This is a genomic window from Paenibacillus sp. 2TAB23 (genome assembly GCF_052115165.1).
Lineage (GTDB): Bacteria > Bacillota > Bacilli > Paenibacillales > Paenibacillaceae > Pristimantibacillus.
In genome coordinates this window covers 70,743-87,806 of sequence record NZ_JBFRGD010000010.1, presented here as the reverse complement: position 1 = coordinate 87,806, position 17,064 = coordinate 70,743, and the positions used below count along the sequence as shown (strand labels likewise).

12 protein-coding genes are annotated in these 17,064 nt (G+C 48.2%); all 12 read right to left on the bottom strand.

Going from position 1 to position 17,064, the window contains the following annotated elements; translation table 11 throughout:
• Positions 1–96 precede the first annotated feature (96 nt).
• The 12 genes from AB4Z29_RS15915 to AB4Z29_RS15860 all read right to left on the bottom strand — a co-directional run bounded on the left by AB4Z29_RS15915 (position 97) and on the right by AB4Z29_RS15860 (position 17,010).
• Positions 97–969 (bottom strand): carbohydrate ABC transporter permease, encoded by an 873-nt coding sequence (locus AB4Z29_RS15915; protein ID WP_441944015.1) that lies wholly within the window; start codon positions 967–969, stop codon positions 97–99.
• On the bottom strand, positions 963–1,919 hold the full coding sequence (locus tag AB4Z29_RS15910) for an ABC transporter permease (protein WP_441944014.1): 957 nt from the start codon (positions 1,917–1,919) through the stop codon (positions 963–965). Before AB4Z29_RS15910 ends, AB4Z29_RS15915 begins: the two co-directional genes overlap by 7 nt.
• Before the next feature lie 76 nt (positions 1,920–1,995).
• A complete protein-coding gene (locus tag AB4Z29_RS15905; protein ID WP_441944013.1) occupies positions 1,996–3,615 on the bottom strand; it encodes an extracellular solute-binding protein in 1,620 nt (539 codons plus the stop codon).
• A gap of 396 nt (positions 3,616–4,011) precedes the next feature.
• Positions 4,012–4,326, bottom strand: coding sequence for a cupin domain-containing protein (locus AB4Z29_RS15900; protein WP_441944012.1), 315 nt, complete (start codon positions 4,324–4,326; stop codon positions 4,012–4,014).
• A gap of 34 nt (positions 4,327–4,360) precedes the next feature.
• Positions 4,361–6,760 carry a hypothetical protein gene (locus AB4Z29_RS15895; RefSeq protein WP_441944011.1) on the bottom strand — a complete coding sequence of 800 codons (2,400 nt, stop codon included), beginning with the start codon at positions 6,758–6,760 and terminating at the stop codon, positions 4,361–4,363.
• A 20-nt stretch (positions 6,761–6,780) separates the two neighbouring features.
• Positions 6,781–8,646 carry a heparinase II/III family protein gene (locus AB4Z29_RS15890; protein WP_441944010.1) on the bottom strand — a complete coding sequence of 622 codons (1,866 nt, stop codon included), beginning with the start codon at positions 8,644–8,646 and terminating at the stop codon, positions 6,781–6,783.
• A gap of 96 nt (positions 8,647–8,742) precedes the next feature.
• A complete protein-coding gene (locus tag AB4Z29_RS15885; protein ID WP_441944009.1) occupies positions 8,743–10,149 on the bottom strand; it encodes an ABC transporter substrate-binding protein in 1,407 nt (468 codons plus the stop codon).
• 141 nt (positions 10,150–10,290) lie between these two features.
• Positions 10,291–11,919 carry a helix-turn-helix domain-containing protein gene (locus AB4Z29_RS15880; RefSeq protein ID WP_441944008.1) on the bottom strand — a complete coding sequence of 543 codons (1,629 nt, stop codon included), beginning with the start codon at positions 11,917–11,919 and terminating at the stop codon, positions 10,291–10,293.
• Positions 11,916–13,682: a cache domain-containing sensor histidine kinase gene (locus tag AB4Z29_RS15875; protein WP_441944007.1), complete on the bottom strand. Its 1,767-nt coding sequence runs from the start codon at positions 13,680–13,682 to the stop codon at positions 11,916–11,918. Before AB4Z29_RS15875 ends, AB4Z29_RS15880 begins: the two co-directional genes overlap by 4 nt.
• A 29-nt stretch (positions 13,683–13,711) precedes the next feature.
• Complete coding sequence (locus AB4Z29_RS15870; protein ID WP_441944006.1) at positions 13,712–14,548, bottom strand: carbohydrate ABC transporter permease; 837 nt, start codon at positions 14,546–14,548, stop codon at positions 13,712–13,714.
• A gap of 13 nt (positions 14,549–14,561) precedes the next feature.
• On the bottom strand, positions 14,562–15,452 hold the full coding sequence (locus AB4Z29_RS15865; RefSeq protein WP_441944005.1) for a carbohydrate ABC transporter permease: 891 nt from the start codon (positions 15,450–15,452) through the stop codon (positions 14,562–14,564).
• Positions 15,453–16,113: 661 nt separating this feature from the next.
• Complete coding sequence (locus AB4Z29_RS15860) at positions 16,114–17,010, bottom strand: LysR family transcriptional regulator (protein WP_441944004.1); 897 nt, start codon at positions 17,008–17,010, stop codon at positions 16,114–16,116.
• Positions 17,011–17,064 lie beyond the last annotated feature (54 nt).

The following is a 17,064-nucleotide window of genomic DNA, read 5'->3' as shown; positions in this document are numbered from 1 at the left end:
TATTGACGCGGCATCATTACTCGTTGCTAAGGAAAAGATTTCGAAGCGCGACCACGTGAGATCGAACTTCACGACGACCACTTCATTTTCGTTCCCCTATCCCTTAATCGCACCGATCATGACACCTTTAATGAAATACTTTTGCAGAAAAGGATAAACGAGCACGATTGGCAGAATGGCGACGGCGACCGTTGCCATCTTGATCGTCTCCGGAGGCAGCATCGCCAGATTCGTCGAGTTAACCGCCAGCTCTTGGCTAATACTCGGCGTCTGAATCATGTTGCGCAGGACGACCTGGATCGGTGCAAGATTCCTTTCCGTCACGTACATAATCCCTTTAAAATATTCGTTCCAATGACCGATTCCATAGAATAAGCCGACGGTTGCCATAATGGGAGCCGAGAGCGGGAGCACAATCCGCACAAGTGTCGCGATATCGCCGCAGCCGTCGACACGCGCCGCTTCTTCAACCTCCTGGGGCAAACTCTCGAAATACGTTTTCATAATCAGGAAGTTAAAGGTCGATACCATTCCCGGAACAAACAAGGCCCAGATCGTGTTGTATAGGCCCAGCTCCCTGACGACCAAATAGGTCGGTATCAGTCCACCATTAAACAGCAAGGTGAAAATGATCACGAGCAAAATCCCGTTACGCCATGGCGTCGATTTCTTCGACAGCGGATAGGCAAGCAGCGAGGTGACGAGCAGATTCAAAAAAGTGCCTACAACCGTGATGAAAACGGTAATTTGCAAAGCATCCGGTATGCGGTTGCTGGCGAATATTTCTTTATAGGCTTGAAGCGTAAAGGAGCTCGGCCAAAGGATAAAACCACCGTTGCGAAGCACCTCGGTATAGGGCGTTACCGACATCACGAATACGAAATAGAGCGGAAATAACGTCGATAACGCGAACAGAGCCAAAACGATATATATCAGGGCGTCGACGAGTCGGTCCGATTTGGTTACCATATGCCTGAACCTCCAACTTTCTTGGCCAGTTTGTTTGCGCCTAGAATAAAGATCAATCCGATCACCGATTTGAATACACCAGTTGCGGCGGCGATGCTGAAATTCAGTTGTTCGAGCCCTTGTCTAAACACCCACGTGTCGATAATGTCGCCAACATCGTAGACCCTGGCATTCAAGAAGATGTACACCTGGTCGAATCCCGCGTCGAGAATGCTGCCGAGCCTGAGAATAAGCAGGAGCACGAAGACCGAGCGGATGCCGGGCAGCGTAATATGCCACATCTGTCGCCATCTTCCCGCGCCGTCCACGACAGCGGCCTCGTACAGCTCTTGATTAATGCCGGCAAGCGCGGCCAAATAGATAATCGCACCAAATCCTACGTTTTTCCATAAATCGGAGCCGATCAAGAGTGGACGGAAATAGTCGGCGTCGGTTAGCAAATTCAGCTCGCCCCACCCCATGTCTCGGATGAATGTCGTGAACAACCCCGAGCCTGGCGCGAATAAGGAAAAAACGATTCCGTACACGATTATCCAAGATAAAAAATGAGGACCGTAGGTAATCGTCTGCACGACCCGCTTGAACCATTGCGAACGAATTTCGTTCAGCATAAGCGCCAACATCACATCCGGAAGCATATTGAACACGATGCGATAGACGCTGATAACCAACGTATTTTTCATAATGAGAGGAAAATCGGGAGATTGAAAGATGATTCGAAAATTATCCAATCCCACCCACGGACTTCCCCATATGCCCTTCAACAGGTTGTAATCTTGAAAGGCGATCAGGATGCCCGCCATGGGTACATAGTGAAACAATAAATAATAGAGCAGTCCGGGAATCATCATGATAATCATCCATTTGCTCCGGTACAATCTCTGAAGCGACTTTCGGTATCCTATAGGTTTAGCAGTGGTCATTGACTCGCTCACAATTGTTTTGTTCATCCTGTTCCTCCTTGCCGCCAGTCTGGCTGCCGATAGGAAGAAAACCCTGCGCCACCAGGGTTTTCTTCGGTTATCCTTATTTGAAATCGTTTAATTTATTGTCTTTGAGCGCCGCGTTGATTTGGTCGGTATACCCTTGGAAGATATCTTTTCCTTTGAACGTCGTCATTAATGTTTCGCGGTATTTCGGCCAATTGGCGGCGCTTTTATCTTCAAAGATCATCTTGATGTGCAGCTTGTTCATTTCCTTGCGCAGGTCGCCGATGTTCATCCCCTCCGGCGGAGCAAGCGTGATTGGCGGCAGCGCGTCATGTTTCGGGAATGATGCAACTGTCTTCGAGACAGCCTGGTCGCGCGGGGATATGCGCGGGTCGATCACTTCAAAGCCGAGCACGGACGGCTCTTCCGGTGTAAAGAAACGATAGATGCCAAGCCAATTGCCTGCGTTTGCGATATCGGCATCGTACGCCTCTGGGATGAGCGTGATCGTATTGCCGTTTTTCGTGTAGTGTCTGCCCTCTTGGCCGTAATGGGTCAGCAGATACCCTTCCTCACCGGTCAACCAGTTTAGAATTTCGAACGATCGAATCACGTTCTCCGGTTTTTGCTCCGCTACAGTTTTGCCGACCATGATGGAAGCTTCGGGGACTCCGTATTTCCAGATCGCAGGTTTGTCCGGGAACGGATTAAAAGGCTGCCAGTCCGCTTCGGGATTTATCGCTTTCGTACGCGATTGAATGCTGTTAGGGACACCTTCCAATGCGGCATTCTGATCTCCGCTAAAGAACATGCCGATTTTGCCTTGTGCCGCTTTATCCAGATGTCCCGGAGATTTGCTCAAGAACCAGTCCGGATCGAGGATGCCTTCGTTGCTTATGGCGATAATATCCTCGATTACCTTCTGAACGCCGAGGTCGGTCCTATTGTCTACAAACGATCCATTGGCGATTTGGAAGTCAGCCACAAAACCGTTCGCCAGCCATTGCGGGAACTCCAAAGGTATGCTGGCTCCGTTGCCTGATGTCGAGAACCCGTACGTATCCTTCTTGTTGTTTCCGTCAGGATCGTTATTGGTGAATTGACGCATGACCTCGATCATCTCGTCATAAGATGCCGGTACCTCCAAATTCAGCTTGTCTAACCAATCCTTGCGCACGTACCATGCCGGGAACTGATTGCGCATGAAGGGGAGGATTCCCCGGTTAAAGCCTGTTCCTTTCAATTGGTATGAGTCCAACTCTTGCTGTTTAACCCACTTGTAATAATTCGGCATCGTTTCTTCGTTCAAGTAGGTCGTCAAGTCGGCCAGCAGTCCGTCGGTCGCATACTTTTGCGAAGCGGCACCGTCACCGATGAAGATATCCGGTATATCCCCGCCTGCCAGCTGTACGTTCATCTTATTTTTGTAATCCTCGCCGACCACCATATAATCCAGTTTCAGATCCACGTTGAATTTTTCTTCGATGACTTGTTTGACGAAGTCCTTGTCTGCTGCAGGAAATGTGGAATTGGCAAATGCAGGGCCGACCGGAATCATAAATCGTAGGCTGAGTTTCTGCGTCTCGTTGGATGCTGTCTCCTGGGTTGGATCGACGCTTGCTTCCGGCACGTTCGATTCTGTCGAAGTGCCATTCCCTGAGCAGGCCGCAGTCAACATGCTTAGCCCGGCTAGTACTGCAATTAAAGTTTTTTTCACCTTTCATCACCTTCCAAATGTTAATATCGTTCATTTGCTTACGTTTATTATCCGCGAAGCCAAATCGGATTCATAGATGAGAGGTATGACTTTCCATTGGTACTTTTTTGACCATAATAGATTTCCAACCTAGCCTTACCATTTAGCATAAAAAGAGACGAGCCGCAAAAAGCGCTCGTCTTCATAAACCATTAAATATCATCTTCGGAATACAAATTCATATGTTCGCGAAGTTTCCGCTTCCGGTATTGGCTTGGTTCGATTACATGGATTACTGCTCGTGACTTAATTCCCCATAAGATAAATTTTTTTAAAAGCAATGTCTGTAAGTTTTTCCAATCAAAGAAGAGTGTATGAAGGATAATGGAAATCGTCATATTAGCGTGCATAGCTGTGCTATGTGATTAAATCCTGTCTTAGCGGAGTAAAGGTGTCCAGCAGCTTGCTCTTCTGAAGGGCTCGGCAGCCATGCTCGGCGAGACTCGGAATATAAATCGAATCCCCAGCTGCAATGACCGTTTTTTCGCCATTAATCGTAAATTCCAGTTGCCCCTCCAAACAATAAGAAAGCTGTTCGTGCACATGACTATGCAAATACCCTTCCGCACCCTCCTCGAAATGAACCTCCATCATCATGATCGTCTCGCCTGGCGTGAAAATTTTGCGTTTGACACCCGGCTCGGCGTTTTCCCATTCGTTTATTCGACTCATGTAGCATTCTCCTCTTCTATTTCATTAAACAATCTTAGATATATTGCGTCTTGTTCTCGCATCGATCAAAGGTCAGTTCAAATCCGTTTGAAGCAGAAAGCGTAAGCAAAGATCGGTCAAATTCAGGAGAAAGCTGCTCGCAATAGCGCATGAATTGACTCAGGCTTTTAAACTCCTCTTTGGAGCCGCATTGGCATAAATAAGCCGTTTGGCTGCCATATACCCGATATTCGCACTCAAACAAAAGATCATTATGAGGCACTTTGATGTCACTGCTCCAGATAGCTGCATAACCGCCGTCCTTTTGACCGAACAACCACGAGCCTACCTGTGATACTATATCAAACTTGCTTTTCGGGAAAAAGAGATGCGTGAACGAAACTGGGTGGTCTTCACCAATATCATAGACAGCTCCAAGTAACTGGCCCTGCTGCTTAATCGCGGGCATGATGCCGTTCCCATACCAGTATCCCGGGCGCATGCCGCCATCATCTGACATCTCGCCTGGATGGTTCGTGAACACAACCGTATCATTATCTAGCGCCGCATACCACATATGCTGCTGATAGCCCTGGACGCCAGGTTCAAAGCGGGAGGTGCCGTGAAATCGCTCATTAAAAGATTTAATATAATCATTGGATTCGATGTCGGCTTCGTCATCAAAGCTAATATTTTCCCAATAGCCGGGACGCTCATCCTTTCTCGGCGACTGTACAGAGGTAAGCATATAATCCTTATGTTTTTTGAGCTTAATCCACGCGTTGCCTGTCTGATATTCCCTCTCTAAAGGCTCGTACATCAGACCGACTAATGAATCTGGCAGCCGATACTTGCTGTTCATGAGGAAAACCATCCATTCGCTGTTGCCAATTGGCGCTTTTTCATCCAGCAAGCTTATTAAGGATTGTGCCGCTTGGGTGAATGGAAGAATGACAGAACGGTAAATTCTAGCCTGCGGCGCAATGATAGAGCCGCGAAATGTATGCCAAGCAAAGGTTTCCAGCATCTTATCGATTAACCGGGCGGCTCGGGATGCTTCCTTTTCCTCCATATAATCGACAACGTTAAGTAAAGCGCCGAGCGTCACGCACATATAATCCGTGCTTAGAAACTCCTCAAAGCCATATTCCTCGATATCTGCCAACCATTGCTGTATTCTACCCTTAGCCACCTTGCTCACTTCTACACCTGTGCGCCCTGACCTTGGGAAAGTCTGATTCGGGTATTCACGGCCTGCCATATAGGCGCATATATAGAACATTAGCGCATGATTCTCGCTCCAAAAGCACATGCCGTCCGAGCCGTTCTCGGTCATCCAATACCGGTAGTTCACAATGGCTCGTTCAGCCCGGTCAGACAAGGCAGCATTCAGACTATGGGATTGCATCAGGCGAAGCAGCCCGGCAAGAAAAAAGTCCGAGCAATCTTCCCTTCTCTCTATTTGTTCTAATGCCTGCACGATGTGAGCTTCATCATGTGCCGCCTTCATCCCCAGCTCCCAACGTGCCAGCACATAGAACAAACCGAATCGCAGCGGCTCGAACGTATGGCCAGCGCCAATACCCGCAAGCTCCTTATACATTCTTCTGCTTCGTTCTGCGAAATCTGCTGACTCCAGATAAATAGGTTTGCGGTTTTGCAGCAATTCGATTTTGCGTGACAGCTTTTTTTGATCTATCTCTCCGTAAACGACAGCTATCAGCTCGTCCTCTTCTACATCAATAAAGCTCAAACCGCTAATATCCATTCGTTGCCCGTCATTCTGAATATGACGATAAGTCAAATAGACGGGACAAGGAGGATTCGCGGGAAGGTGAATTCTCCTTCCACTCATTTCAATCCCCGATAACCAGTGATCCAACGCGAGAAACGGCTGGACATTCTCCAGATCAGGGAGCGAGGTATCGATCAAGTCCCACTTCTCCAATAATTGAATGCCGAAAATGTTTCGCGTATCCCGCACCGCCAAATTCTGCATGCGAATCGTTAATGCGTTATAGCCTTTCTGGAGCATAAAGGTAATTTCTTTCTTGACGATCGGCTTGTACACCGGCTCCATAACGGAGCATACCTTATGATCGCCAAGCCATACATCAACGGCTGCGTAAGTCCAAATTACTGCTCGTACCTTTATCGCTTCCTTTACAACCAGCCCCGCAGCTGCCAGCAGCTCGACTTTTTGCGGTGTGACCGAAAACTGACTAATATTCACAAAGCCGCTGCGCGGATAATAATACGCCCAAGGAAGTCCCAATTCGCTCAGGCTGCCTATACGAATCTGATCGGATGGGGCAGGCAAATTCCTTTCCGCAACGATGGATCTCAAATATTTCTCATAGCGAATCTGGTTTTTATCTGTTTTATCCGCTATAAAAGGCGTTAGTTTCGGTCCTGAAATGAGATAATGCGAAATAAATCCGTTGAAGCTCTCCACAGCCTTCACCTCCGTAGTATTCATTCAGGCATAACAAAACGGGTATGTCGATCCGCTCTATTCAAACTAAGTACAGGCGGCTTCCATTCATCCAATTGGATGCTCCACTCTGCCGGCTGCAACTCGCCACTTCCTTGACTAGGCCTCATTACGGTAATAAACCAGGTTCCCTCACTCGAATTTATCAAGCTCTGAAGCACCTTCAGCGGCTGCATCGTCATCGGTAGAACAGACTCCCAGCTATCCTCCACGTCCATGGACATCGATTCGGGTCCAAAAACCAGCATCTCGCATGTAATGGGCGAATCTTCTCCCATCAAGCGGCTTCCTATTGCATAGTAGGGTGCGGACTCGGCACCTGCCAGCTTCTCCACCTTCCAATCCAGCAGTCTGGAATGAAGCCGGTGCTGGAACGTATGCTGCCCTGTTCCAGTCAGGCGATCGTAGATCACCCATTCGCCGCTTTCTAGGAACCATACAGCGCGACGATGCTTAATACCTCGCCCTTCGTAGCCGTCATGCTCTGCACAAATCATTTGCTGATCCGGTTCCCACGTGAGCAAAGTGACATTCGCCTCAGGCAGTCCCCAGCTCTGCGTTCGCAAATATGGCGTTTGGTCCTGCCCGTCGACAAGAACGGTATTATGCGCGGATGTGCTTTTGAAATAACGTCTCCACGGGTTTTCCATGTACGTATAAGTGCCTGGATCTACAAACAACGCTTCTCCGAATGCGCAAAACTCGAAGGAAAGAGCATCCGCATGCCCATGCGGCCCGCCCAAAGCAGCAGCGTCAAAGATCAGCTTCTGCTCGCTGCTGCCCAGCCCGTAATATCCCGCTTTCGGGAAAGCAAAGGGCAGCTTCGCGGCTGGTAGCTTCCCTTCTCCCCGTGCGTCTAGAAGCTGCTTTATGGCAAGTGGGCCGACTGTCCAGAACTGCTCATGCAGCTGCTCGGCAAGCATGAATTCCGGTTGATTCATATAAAGCGCTGCCGCATTAAGATCAGGGGGATGCGTGGCATACGAATCTGCGAAAGGAGCCATGCTGCCGTCCTGCCTCGTCATGCAGGTCGCGAAGCGTACCATTCCTGCCACAATCCGCTCGTATTCGTCGGAGAACGCAAGGCCGCGCTTTTGCAGCATGACCGCACAATCGACAAACAGCTCAAGCGATACCATATGGTAATGCGGAGTAAGCTCGGAATGGACGCCATCGGACAGCACCTGTACGCGAATGCAATCCTCCAGACGCTCAATCGCCTTATTGCGCCATTCCGGACTTTCCTCCCATGAAATAAACGTAAGTCCCGCGCTAAGCAATCCGATCATATGCATGATCGAGTGATTGATTTCGATGCTTGCCGTGTAGGTCGATAGGAACCAAGCATGCTCCTTCACCGAATCAAAAAACCGCTGCTCCTGATCACCGGTCCAGCTCGCTGATCCATGGAAGAAATGATAGGCATAGACCCATTGCCTCAGTCTAAGCCCCGTCTCCAGCAGCCGCCATGGACCCGGTCTTTGGAAATAGGTGAGTTCCTCCGCCGGCACATTGCGCGGACAAGGCTGGGTGTCGATCCATCCCGTGATATGCGCTAAAGCTCTGGCTGCATACTTCTCATTGCCTGTGCACGCGTAAGCGATGCCTAAACTGCGGAGATGCTTGAATCGATTGATGCCCCAAGTAAATTCCTTGTCCCCTGTAGGATTATGAAGCCAGTCGATAGGGTCGCCCAAGTCGATATTCATGTTTTTCCAAACCAGACGATTTCCTGCGCACCAACGGTCTGCCTCCGCAATTGCTTCCGTTGCTTTCGCGGGAAATTGCCGATTAAACTGCTCTCCCCATTCCCTTCTCTGCCCGAGGGTGAAAAATAGATGATCCATTCCTATCCCGCTCCTCTTCGCTCCGCATTTGATACCGCTCATTTTTATAAAAAACAGAGGCTGCCCATGCAGGCAGACTCTATTTCCCTTGAATGGCTATTCGCCGAGCGAGCCTTGCAGACTCTTCGCACTGAATGATGGATTAGCTTGTACATTCGTTAATCCTTCCTTGCGTGCCGTTGCCAGCGCTTTCTCATATCTCGTGTTCAAATCTGTGATTGCGGCATCCAGCTCTTGATTTCCTGTCAAAATATACTCAATGAAAACATCGCTGAACTTCTTGCCTTCTAGCTTCGTCTCTGTGATCGAAAGCGGCGTAGCTGGATAAATGCCGTCATACTTCGTTGGAAGGAATCCTTCAATGCCCGCCAATTCCGGCTTGCCTGCCGCCTCGTTCACGTAAGGAAGCACGGAGAGGCCAAGACCCTTCTCCTGATAATCTGAACGAAGCTCGAGGTTGTACAAATATTCCAGAAACTTCACTGCTGCTTCCTGCTTGGTCGATTTGGCGCTTATTCCAATATATCCACCCGCATTGACCCAAGAAACGCCATTTATTTGACCATCCTTCGTCGGCACTAGCGCTGATGCCCAGCGGATGTCGGTCGGGAACTGTGAGGTATACACAGCAGGCTCACTGGAATGGTTGACGTACATCCCGATTTTGCCTTGTGCGAATTGAGCGCGCAGCGGATCGATATCCAGCGACTCTGCTCCCGGAATCATGCTTCCGTCAGTTTTAATTTGGCGCAGCGCCTCCGCAATATCGCGGTACATTTCAAAGTCGAACTCTCCCGTTTGGAAATTAAAGCCTTCATGACTGGATTCGGAGCCTAACGAGCCAGCCGCGAACGCAGGGCGAGTAAAGCCCGATCCGTTTTTGAAATTGCTCGCAAATCCATATACGCCTTCCGATTTGCCCATTTCCGTCATTTTTTTAGCCATTTGGACCATTTCATCCAGCGTCTTCGGCGGCTCTGTATAACCTGCCTTCTCCATCAAATCAACATTATATAACAAGCGCCAGAACTGGCCTGTATTCGGCAGAGTATAGACATGTCCATCCTTCGTGTAAATATCCTCAACCAGCAGGCCTTCAAACTTCGCTAGAAACTCATCGCTTAGCAGCGTGTCCAGCTGTGCATAGTAGCCCTTGTTCACATAAGTTTGGAAATCGCCGCTTCGGAAAATGTCAGGAGCCTGGTTGCTTGCGAACGCAACCTCTACCGCCTGATTGTAGTTGTCTGCCATAACCTTCATTTCAACTTCAATATTGTCGGTGTTTGTTGCGTTATAATTATCCACTTGCTGCTGCATATAATCCATGTCGTGGCGATCAATGGTCCAATATGCGATCTTCGTCTTTGCCGTTCCACTGCCGCCCTCTGATGCATCCGGCTTCTCGCTCGTACCATTATTCGTCGAGCATGCTGCCAGCATGATAGCCATAACCAGTAGATATAAAACCGAAAGTGTACTCTTCGTTGCGAACCTTTTGTTCATCTGTCGTACCTCCCCTTTGTTTGGCAAGCGGCGTTCCTTTCGGGATAACCCGTCCGGCTCACATTGCTGACCTCATTGTAGCACCTAAGCTCGCCAAGCCATGAAGGACAAAATCACGATCCTGGGAGGGGAAAATCACTCTTATTCGCTATTTGACCCCGAGCTTTCATATTTGCCGCGAAATTCTGTTGGTGTCAGCCCCGTATGCTTCTTGAATAGCTCGCTGAAATACGGCCGATCGCGATAGCCAAGCTCGAAGGTAATATCCTGTACCTGCATGCCTTCAAGCAAAAGCTTCTTCGCCTTCTCCATGCGCTCGCTCGTGACGTATTGCATAAACGTCATTCCAACTTCCTTCTTGAACAAATTCGAGAAATAGCTTGGGCTCAAGTGTACGACACCTGCACATTCCTGCACCGTGAGATCGCTTCCCAGCCGGCTGCTTACATAGTTCACAGCTTGATGAATGAGCTGGCCGACGTCGTTTTTCTGACGCTTCTGAACCCATTCGCTCCCTGTTAATCCAAGCTCCTTCACATCTTGAATCAGCTCTGCCGTGGATAGGTAGCGTCCTTTCTTCATCGCGCTTAACCGTTCATCTAGCCAAAATCGTTGCTTTTCATCCGCTTTCTCCGCAATGACGCGGTACATGGAGAATGCCAGCCCATAGAATAAATTCGTCAGCACATCGGGATCAGGCGGAGCCGGATAGCGCAGGCATTCCTCGGCTATGCTTGCCAGCAGGCGCTCTGTCCCTTCTTTATTGCCCGAACGCAGACAATAGAGCAGCTCTGTCTCCTTGTCCGCTGAGTATTGAGGTGTAATGTGGTCCTGGCGTTCAATGTCGCGGTATGAAATAACGCAGCCGTTTCCTGAATAAAATTGATAGCTGAGCGCTGTCTTAGCCTGTTCATAGGATAGAGCAATCTCCCCGATCCCCTCTACCCGGCCTCCGACACCGACTGAAATATCTCGTTTGGCATACTGATTCACATGATGCCTGCAGGCTTCTGCAAGAGCAAGCACATCTACGTCTTTGTCCGGATTCAGAAGGACGACGAACTGGCCCAAATGCTCGCGAAATACGATGCCTTTCGCCTGCTTCTTGATCGTTTCTTCCATAATATTCTGAACCGCGAACCTTGTAAGCTCGACCTCCCTGACAGGCAAAGGCGTACGCTCGTTCATCAAGCCTTCTATTTGTACAGCCATAGCGACAAAGCCGCTCGTACCCATATCGATTCCGAGGAAATCCCACTTCTCGTACGCCCGTTCCGGTAGCTCGTCATGACGGATCAGCAGGCGGAAATATTCCTGGCGCAAATACGGCAGGCTTTCCCTCACCTTTCTCTCAAGCGCCATCTTATCCAGCTGCTCCAGCCTCTGCGCCTCAATCTTAGCTTTGGCACGCAGCACCGCATCAACCACCTGCTCCGACGTAAATGGTTTAACCAAATAATCAAACGCGCCGAGTCGCACCGATTCCTGAGCATAGGTGAAATCAGAATATCCGCTGAAAAAAATAATTTGTGGACCTTGCTCCCCGCTTTCCTTCAGCTCACGAACCATATCGATTCCGCTCTGCATCGGCATCCGGATATCCGTCAATACAATATCCGGATGCTTATCCTTAATAAGCTGAAGGCCATCCTTGCCATTCATTGCCGTACCGGCAATATCAATTCCATGCTCCGACCATGGAATCTTTTTGAGAATGCCATCGATTACCGTCTTCACATCATCAATGATGCACATCGTTATGCCGCTCATTCGTTTATCACCTCTTGAATAGGAATCATCAGCTTAACGGACGTTCTAATGCCCGGCTCGCTTTCAAGCTTCATGGAAGCCTTGTACCCGTAATATAGCGCTAATCTCGCTGCAACGTTGGATAGCGCGTAGCTCGTTTGCTCTGTATCCGCTCCGTTCAGCATCTTTTCCACGCGAGCTGTATCCATCCCGCTACCGTTATCCGTTACCGTCAGCGTCAGCCATTCTTCAGCCACAGCAACCTCAATGCGAATCATTCCCTTGTGCGGCAGCTCCTGGAAGCCGTGCAGAATCGAATTTTCAACGAGCGGCTGGAGCATGATTTTGAGTACCGGGATATCCATCAGCTTCTCATCGGCTGCCGCAAGCTCGTATTCGAACAAATCGGGATAACACATGACCTGCAGCTTCAGATATTGTGCGACATGTTCAAGCTCCTGCCGCAAGGTCGTGATTTCTCTGCCATTGTTGAGGCCTAGCCGGAACAGCAGGGAGAGCGAGACGATCATGCCGCTGACATCCTGCTGTTCCTCCATTTCGCTTTTCCAATAAATCGTATTCAGCGTATTGTATAAGAAATGAGGATCGATCTGAGCTTGAAGCGCCTTGATTTCGGATTTGCGCTTGGATTGCTCCGATGCTTTAACCTCATGGATTAATTCGCCAATTTGCTCCAGCATTCGGTTGAATTTATGCCCTACCTGGCTGATTTCGTCCTCAAACACACTCTCAAAGCGAACGTCAAGCTGGTTCTGTTCGACTTTAAACATAAGGTTTCGAAGCTTGAAAAGCGGCTTTAGAAGGAGCTCTGACAGCATGCTCGACATAATAAGCGCCAGCACGACGCATACGCCCATTATCGAAAGAATGGTCCAGCGCATGCGCTGAACGGGTGCAAGCAGCTCCGACTTTGATTGGTAGCCAATGAGAACCCAGTCCGGATTCATGCCCATCGCCACGTAATTGACCAAGTAAGGCTTATTGCTCTCGGTGGAATATTCAAAGTGGCCTCTGTCGCTGGCAGCGAACCGTTCATACAGCTCCTTGTTATGATTAGGCAGATCAGCCTCGGAGGTGAATACGGCGTTCCCGCTGCTTCGGTCAACAACGAGCTGTTTGAGGCTGCCCTCCTGTAGATGAGCTTGGATCAGCTCCTGCAAATAATCTTCCCGAATATTAACAACAACATAAACGCCTGGCAGCTGCATCTCAAAAAGCGGTTTGATGATTAAGGATATAACCGCATTTTTTCTGCTGAACAGTTGATCGGCATGACCGCCTGCCCATAACGTAGCCCACTGCTTCTGTGTATCAAGGATCATGGCACTAAGCGCTGTATCGGCGAAATCATACATGCTGCGCTTGCTCTCCGTAGGATAGAAGTCGCCGATCGGCGTATGCACCAGCACGGAATCGATCGATTGTTCCGCAATCATCATTTGAGCGAAAGGGGTTTGCAGCTGCGAAAGCCGGTTATAATATTCGTTCCCGTTGCCAGCTTGGACATCGCGCATCGCATGCTGGAACGGCTCCCCCATCATGAGCGCGGATACCGATACGACTATATTCCGAAGGCGCTCATCGAACACCTGCGCCGTTTTGTTCAAGGTGTCCTGGCTTGTCTTGTTCGCTTGAGCTTTCATTTCACGAGAAAAAAACACGGAAACATAAGTTCCCGTGACAGATATACAAACGACAGTTAGCATAACAAATGAGATCCATATTCGTTTTTTTAGCGACATCTTTCTAAATATATGTTTCATATCGTCCATCGCCTCAATATATGAAAGGATCAGCCCTTAACAGAGCCCATAGTAACTTGCATGAAGGAGCGGTTGGCAAAAAGGTAAACGATCAACAGCGGTAAAATCGAAATGCATGCGCCTGCAAGCATCAATTGATTTTCTACGGCTGCTCCTGCTCCGTATCTCAAATTCGCGAGGCCCACGGGGAGCGTTTGCAAATCAGGACGGGACAGCGAGAAGACCAGCGGCAGAATATATTCATTCCAGGCATTCCTAAAGGTAAAGAGTGCCACAACAGCAAGTGCAGGTCTAAGGAGCGGCAAAATGATTCGCCAGAAGGTGGAGTAAAAATTGCAGCCGTCAATCAGCGCCGCTTCGTCCAAATCCTTCGGAATACCTCGGAAAAAGCCTATAATCATGAAAAAAGCGGTGGCATGCGCACTGATTAGAATGATTATGACACCCCATAATGATTTCTGCAAACCGATGGCGACCATGAGATTAAACTGCGGTTTTAACACCACGGCTCCGATAGAGATGAACAAGGTGAACGATTGAAGAAAAATAAATAGTTTTTTGCCTCTGAATGCAACGCGGTCGACTGCATAAGCCGCCATAGCGGATACGAGCAGCGTTCCGATCGTAGCAAACACAGCTACATAGATACTATTGAATGTGAAGCCTGAGAAATCGGCTTTGCTCCATGCCTCAGCATAGTTCTGGAATTGCCACTTCAAAGGAAGCACCGTCGCACCGGTCGTCAGCTCTAGGTTAGTCTTGAACGAACCGAGCAGCGCGATTACTATCGGGAACAGCATCAGTCCTGCCGTGACCAGCAATAGCAACCATACCGGCGTACGGACCAGCATTTTACGAATCGTCATGTTCCTTCCCCCTTTAATAAACATTGTTCAGTTTTTTCGACATCCAGAAGTAAAGCCACGTGACTAGGCCAACAATGATGGCTGTGGTGAACCCGACCGCGCTGCCGTAGCCGATATTCTGAACAGAGGTGCCTGTTGTGGTGAGCGGGAAAAACAGCTTGTACAAATACAGATACATGACTTCCGTTTTGCCGAAAGGTCCGCCTTCCGTCAAGACCATGATGCTCTCATAGCCCTTCAAGGAAGTCGTGATAGCGAGCATGACGATCATCTGCAGCACAGGTCCGAGCATTGGAATCGTGATGTACCATAAGCGCTGGGCCGGATTTACGCCATCCAGCGAAGCCGCCTCGTAAACATCCTCCGGAATGCTCTGAAGGCCCGCGATAAAGAGCAGCATGTAGTTGCCTACGGCCCCCCATACGGCAATGATAATAATCGTCATCATCGCATGGGCAGCGCCAAGCCAATCAACCGGCCCAGATACGATATTCAGCTTGATTAAGTATTGGTTGATAATGCCGTTGTAAGAATTGAATACGATATAGAAAACAATAGACATTACCGATGCGCTGAAGATGGTCGGCAGGAAAAAGATAGCCCGGAAAGCATGCCGTCCCCGCAGCTTGCGATTTAAGATAACAGCCAGAATAAGCGATAATGGCAGCGTAATAATCAGTTTTCCTCCCGCGTAAACGAAAGTATTCACGACAGACTGCCAAAACTCAGCATCCCTTGCGACTCTGGCGAAGTTTTCCAAGCCAATGAATTTTGGAGTCCCATACCCCTGATAATCATAAAACATGTAGCGCAGCGCCCAAAATACAGGATATATGCCGAGGGCCATCGTCAGAAAAAAACTGGGAAGGCTGAACAAATAGGCACCTATTCGATTTCTTTGCATGAATCCATCTCCTCCCGTCTTATAGCTTCATTGTATAAGAAGCCTGCCTGTTGACGGGATGGGACAATCCATCAACCTAGGGGGACGAAACTACTTTTATGCCTAAAAAAAAGTTAATTTACGCCTTAAAAAAGTAAACGGCTTCGCTTTGTGCCTGAACGCCGAAAAAACATTGGGCAACCCGTTTGCTGCAGCATGCAGTCCGTTTTTAGCGGCGATGACTGCTCATTGAGAACGACGGAGCTCTCGATTTGGCTTTTGCTCGCCTGCAATTGCTCACGAATGCAGCTATAGACCAAAATAGCAGAAATGGCGGTGCAGTTCATATGATCCAATTGGGCCAATAGAATCAACGACGTATCTCACGACGTACATAGCAGATCTGTCACTAGACGAAATAAAGGAGACTATCAGATTCAATTCCGATAGTCTCCTTTATTTGGCTACACCTGAATTTCTCGTATTGCAAAAGTTAATCTCTATAGGCATTACAAACTGCTGTCACCCCTACATTTTGAGATCTGCTCATCACTCTATTTGAATGGGTCTTCTTCTTCAATTGAGCGTGTTTAAACTCTTTTTTAACTTCTCTTCATCTTCTACATCTTTGATTAATATGGTCCCATAAATAGGAACCAATGCTCCCCCACTCTAATATTGCTTACTCGACTATTTTCTGTTTCCAAGGGTTTGAGTTTTGAACATATGCAATAAACCGTTTGGCTGCTGGAGAAATATGGCGATCTTCTCTCCACTTCAATCCAATTTCCCAATACCAACCTTCATCATTAATTGGAATCCAAATCAAATCATCCAACATCAAACCCAGTGTCTTAGGCAAAACAGAAACACCTAGACCTGACTTCACGAAACCAGCCACAGTAATCAGATCCTCAGCTTCATAAGCCGAATCAAGAACAAACCCTGTATATTGGAACCGAGACATAATTGTAGCCTTTAATCCACAGTTGTTTTTTAAACCTACGAATGGCTCGCCCGACAGCTCTATCAAATTTAGAGCAGAGCTATCCGCATATGGATGCTGGGAGGGTACCACAATGTATAATGGGACCTTTTGAATACTTACCCATTGGTGATTCTCTAGAGTGGATTCTCTCGATGTAATCATAACATCCGAAAAGCCTTGTTCCAGTTGGTCATCAATGTCCCCAAGATTCCCCTGTGTCAGCTCAAAACGAACTTTGGGATATTCTAACTGGTAACTTCTGATTAAATTAGGGATCAGGTCTACACCTAGAATGTTCAGATAAGATAACGTAATCACTCCTGTTTCCGGGTTAGACCACTCTTCAATTTCCTTAATGCCATTTTCAATGTTTTGCAAAGCTTTGCCAATCCATTTGGAGAACATGGTACCATTTCGGTTCAGCTTTACATTTCGTCCATTTCGCTCAAATAAGGGAGCTCCGATTTCGTTTTCAAGCTTGGCAATCGAATGACTTAATGCTGGCTGAGTAATACCGAGTGTTTTGGAGGCTAAAGTCATATGCTCAAGTTTTGCAACGGTCATAAAGTATTCTAATTGCGTAAGTTCCACTACAATATCCCCCTCCATATATGAATATTATTCATTGATTCTATTATTATAATA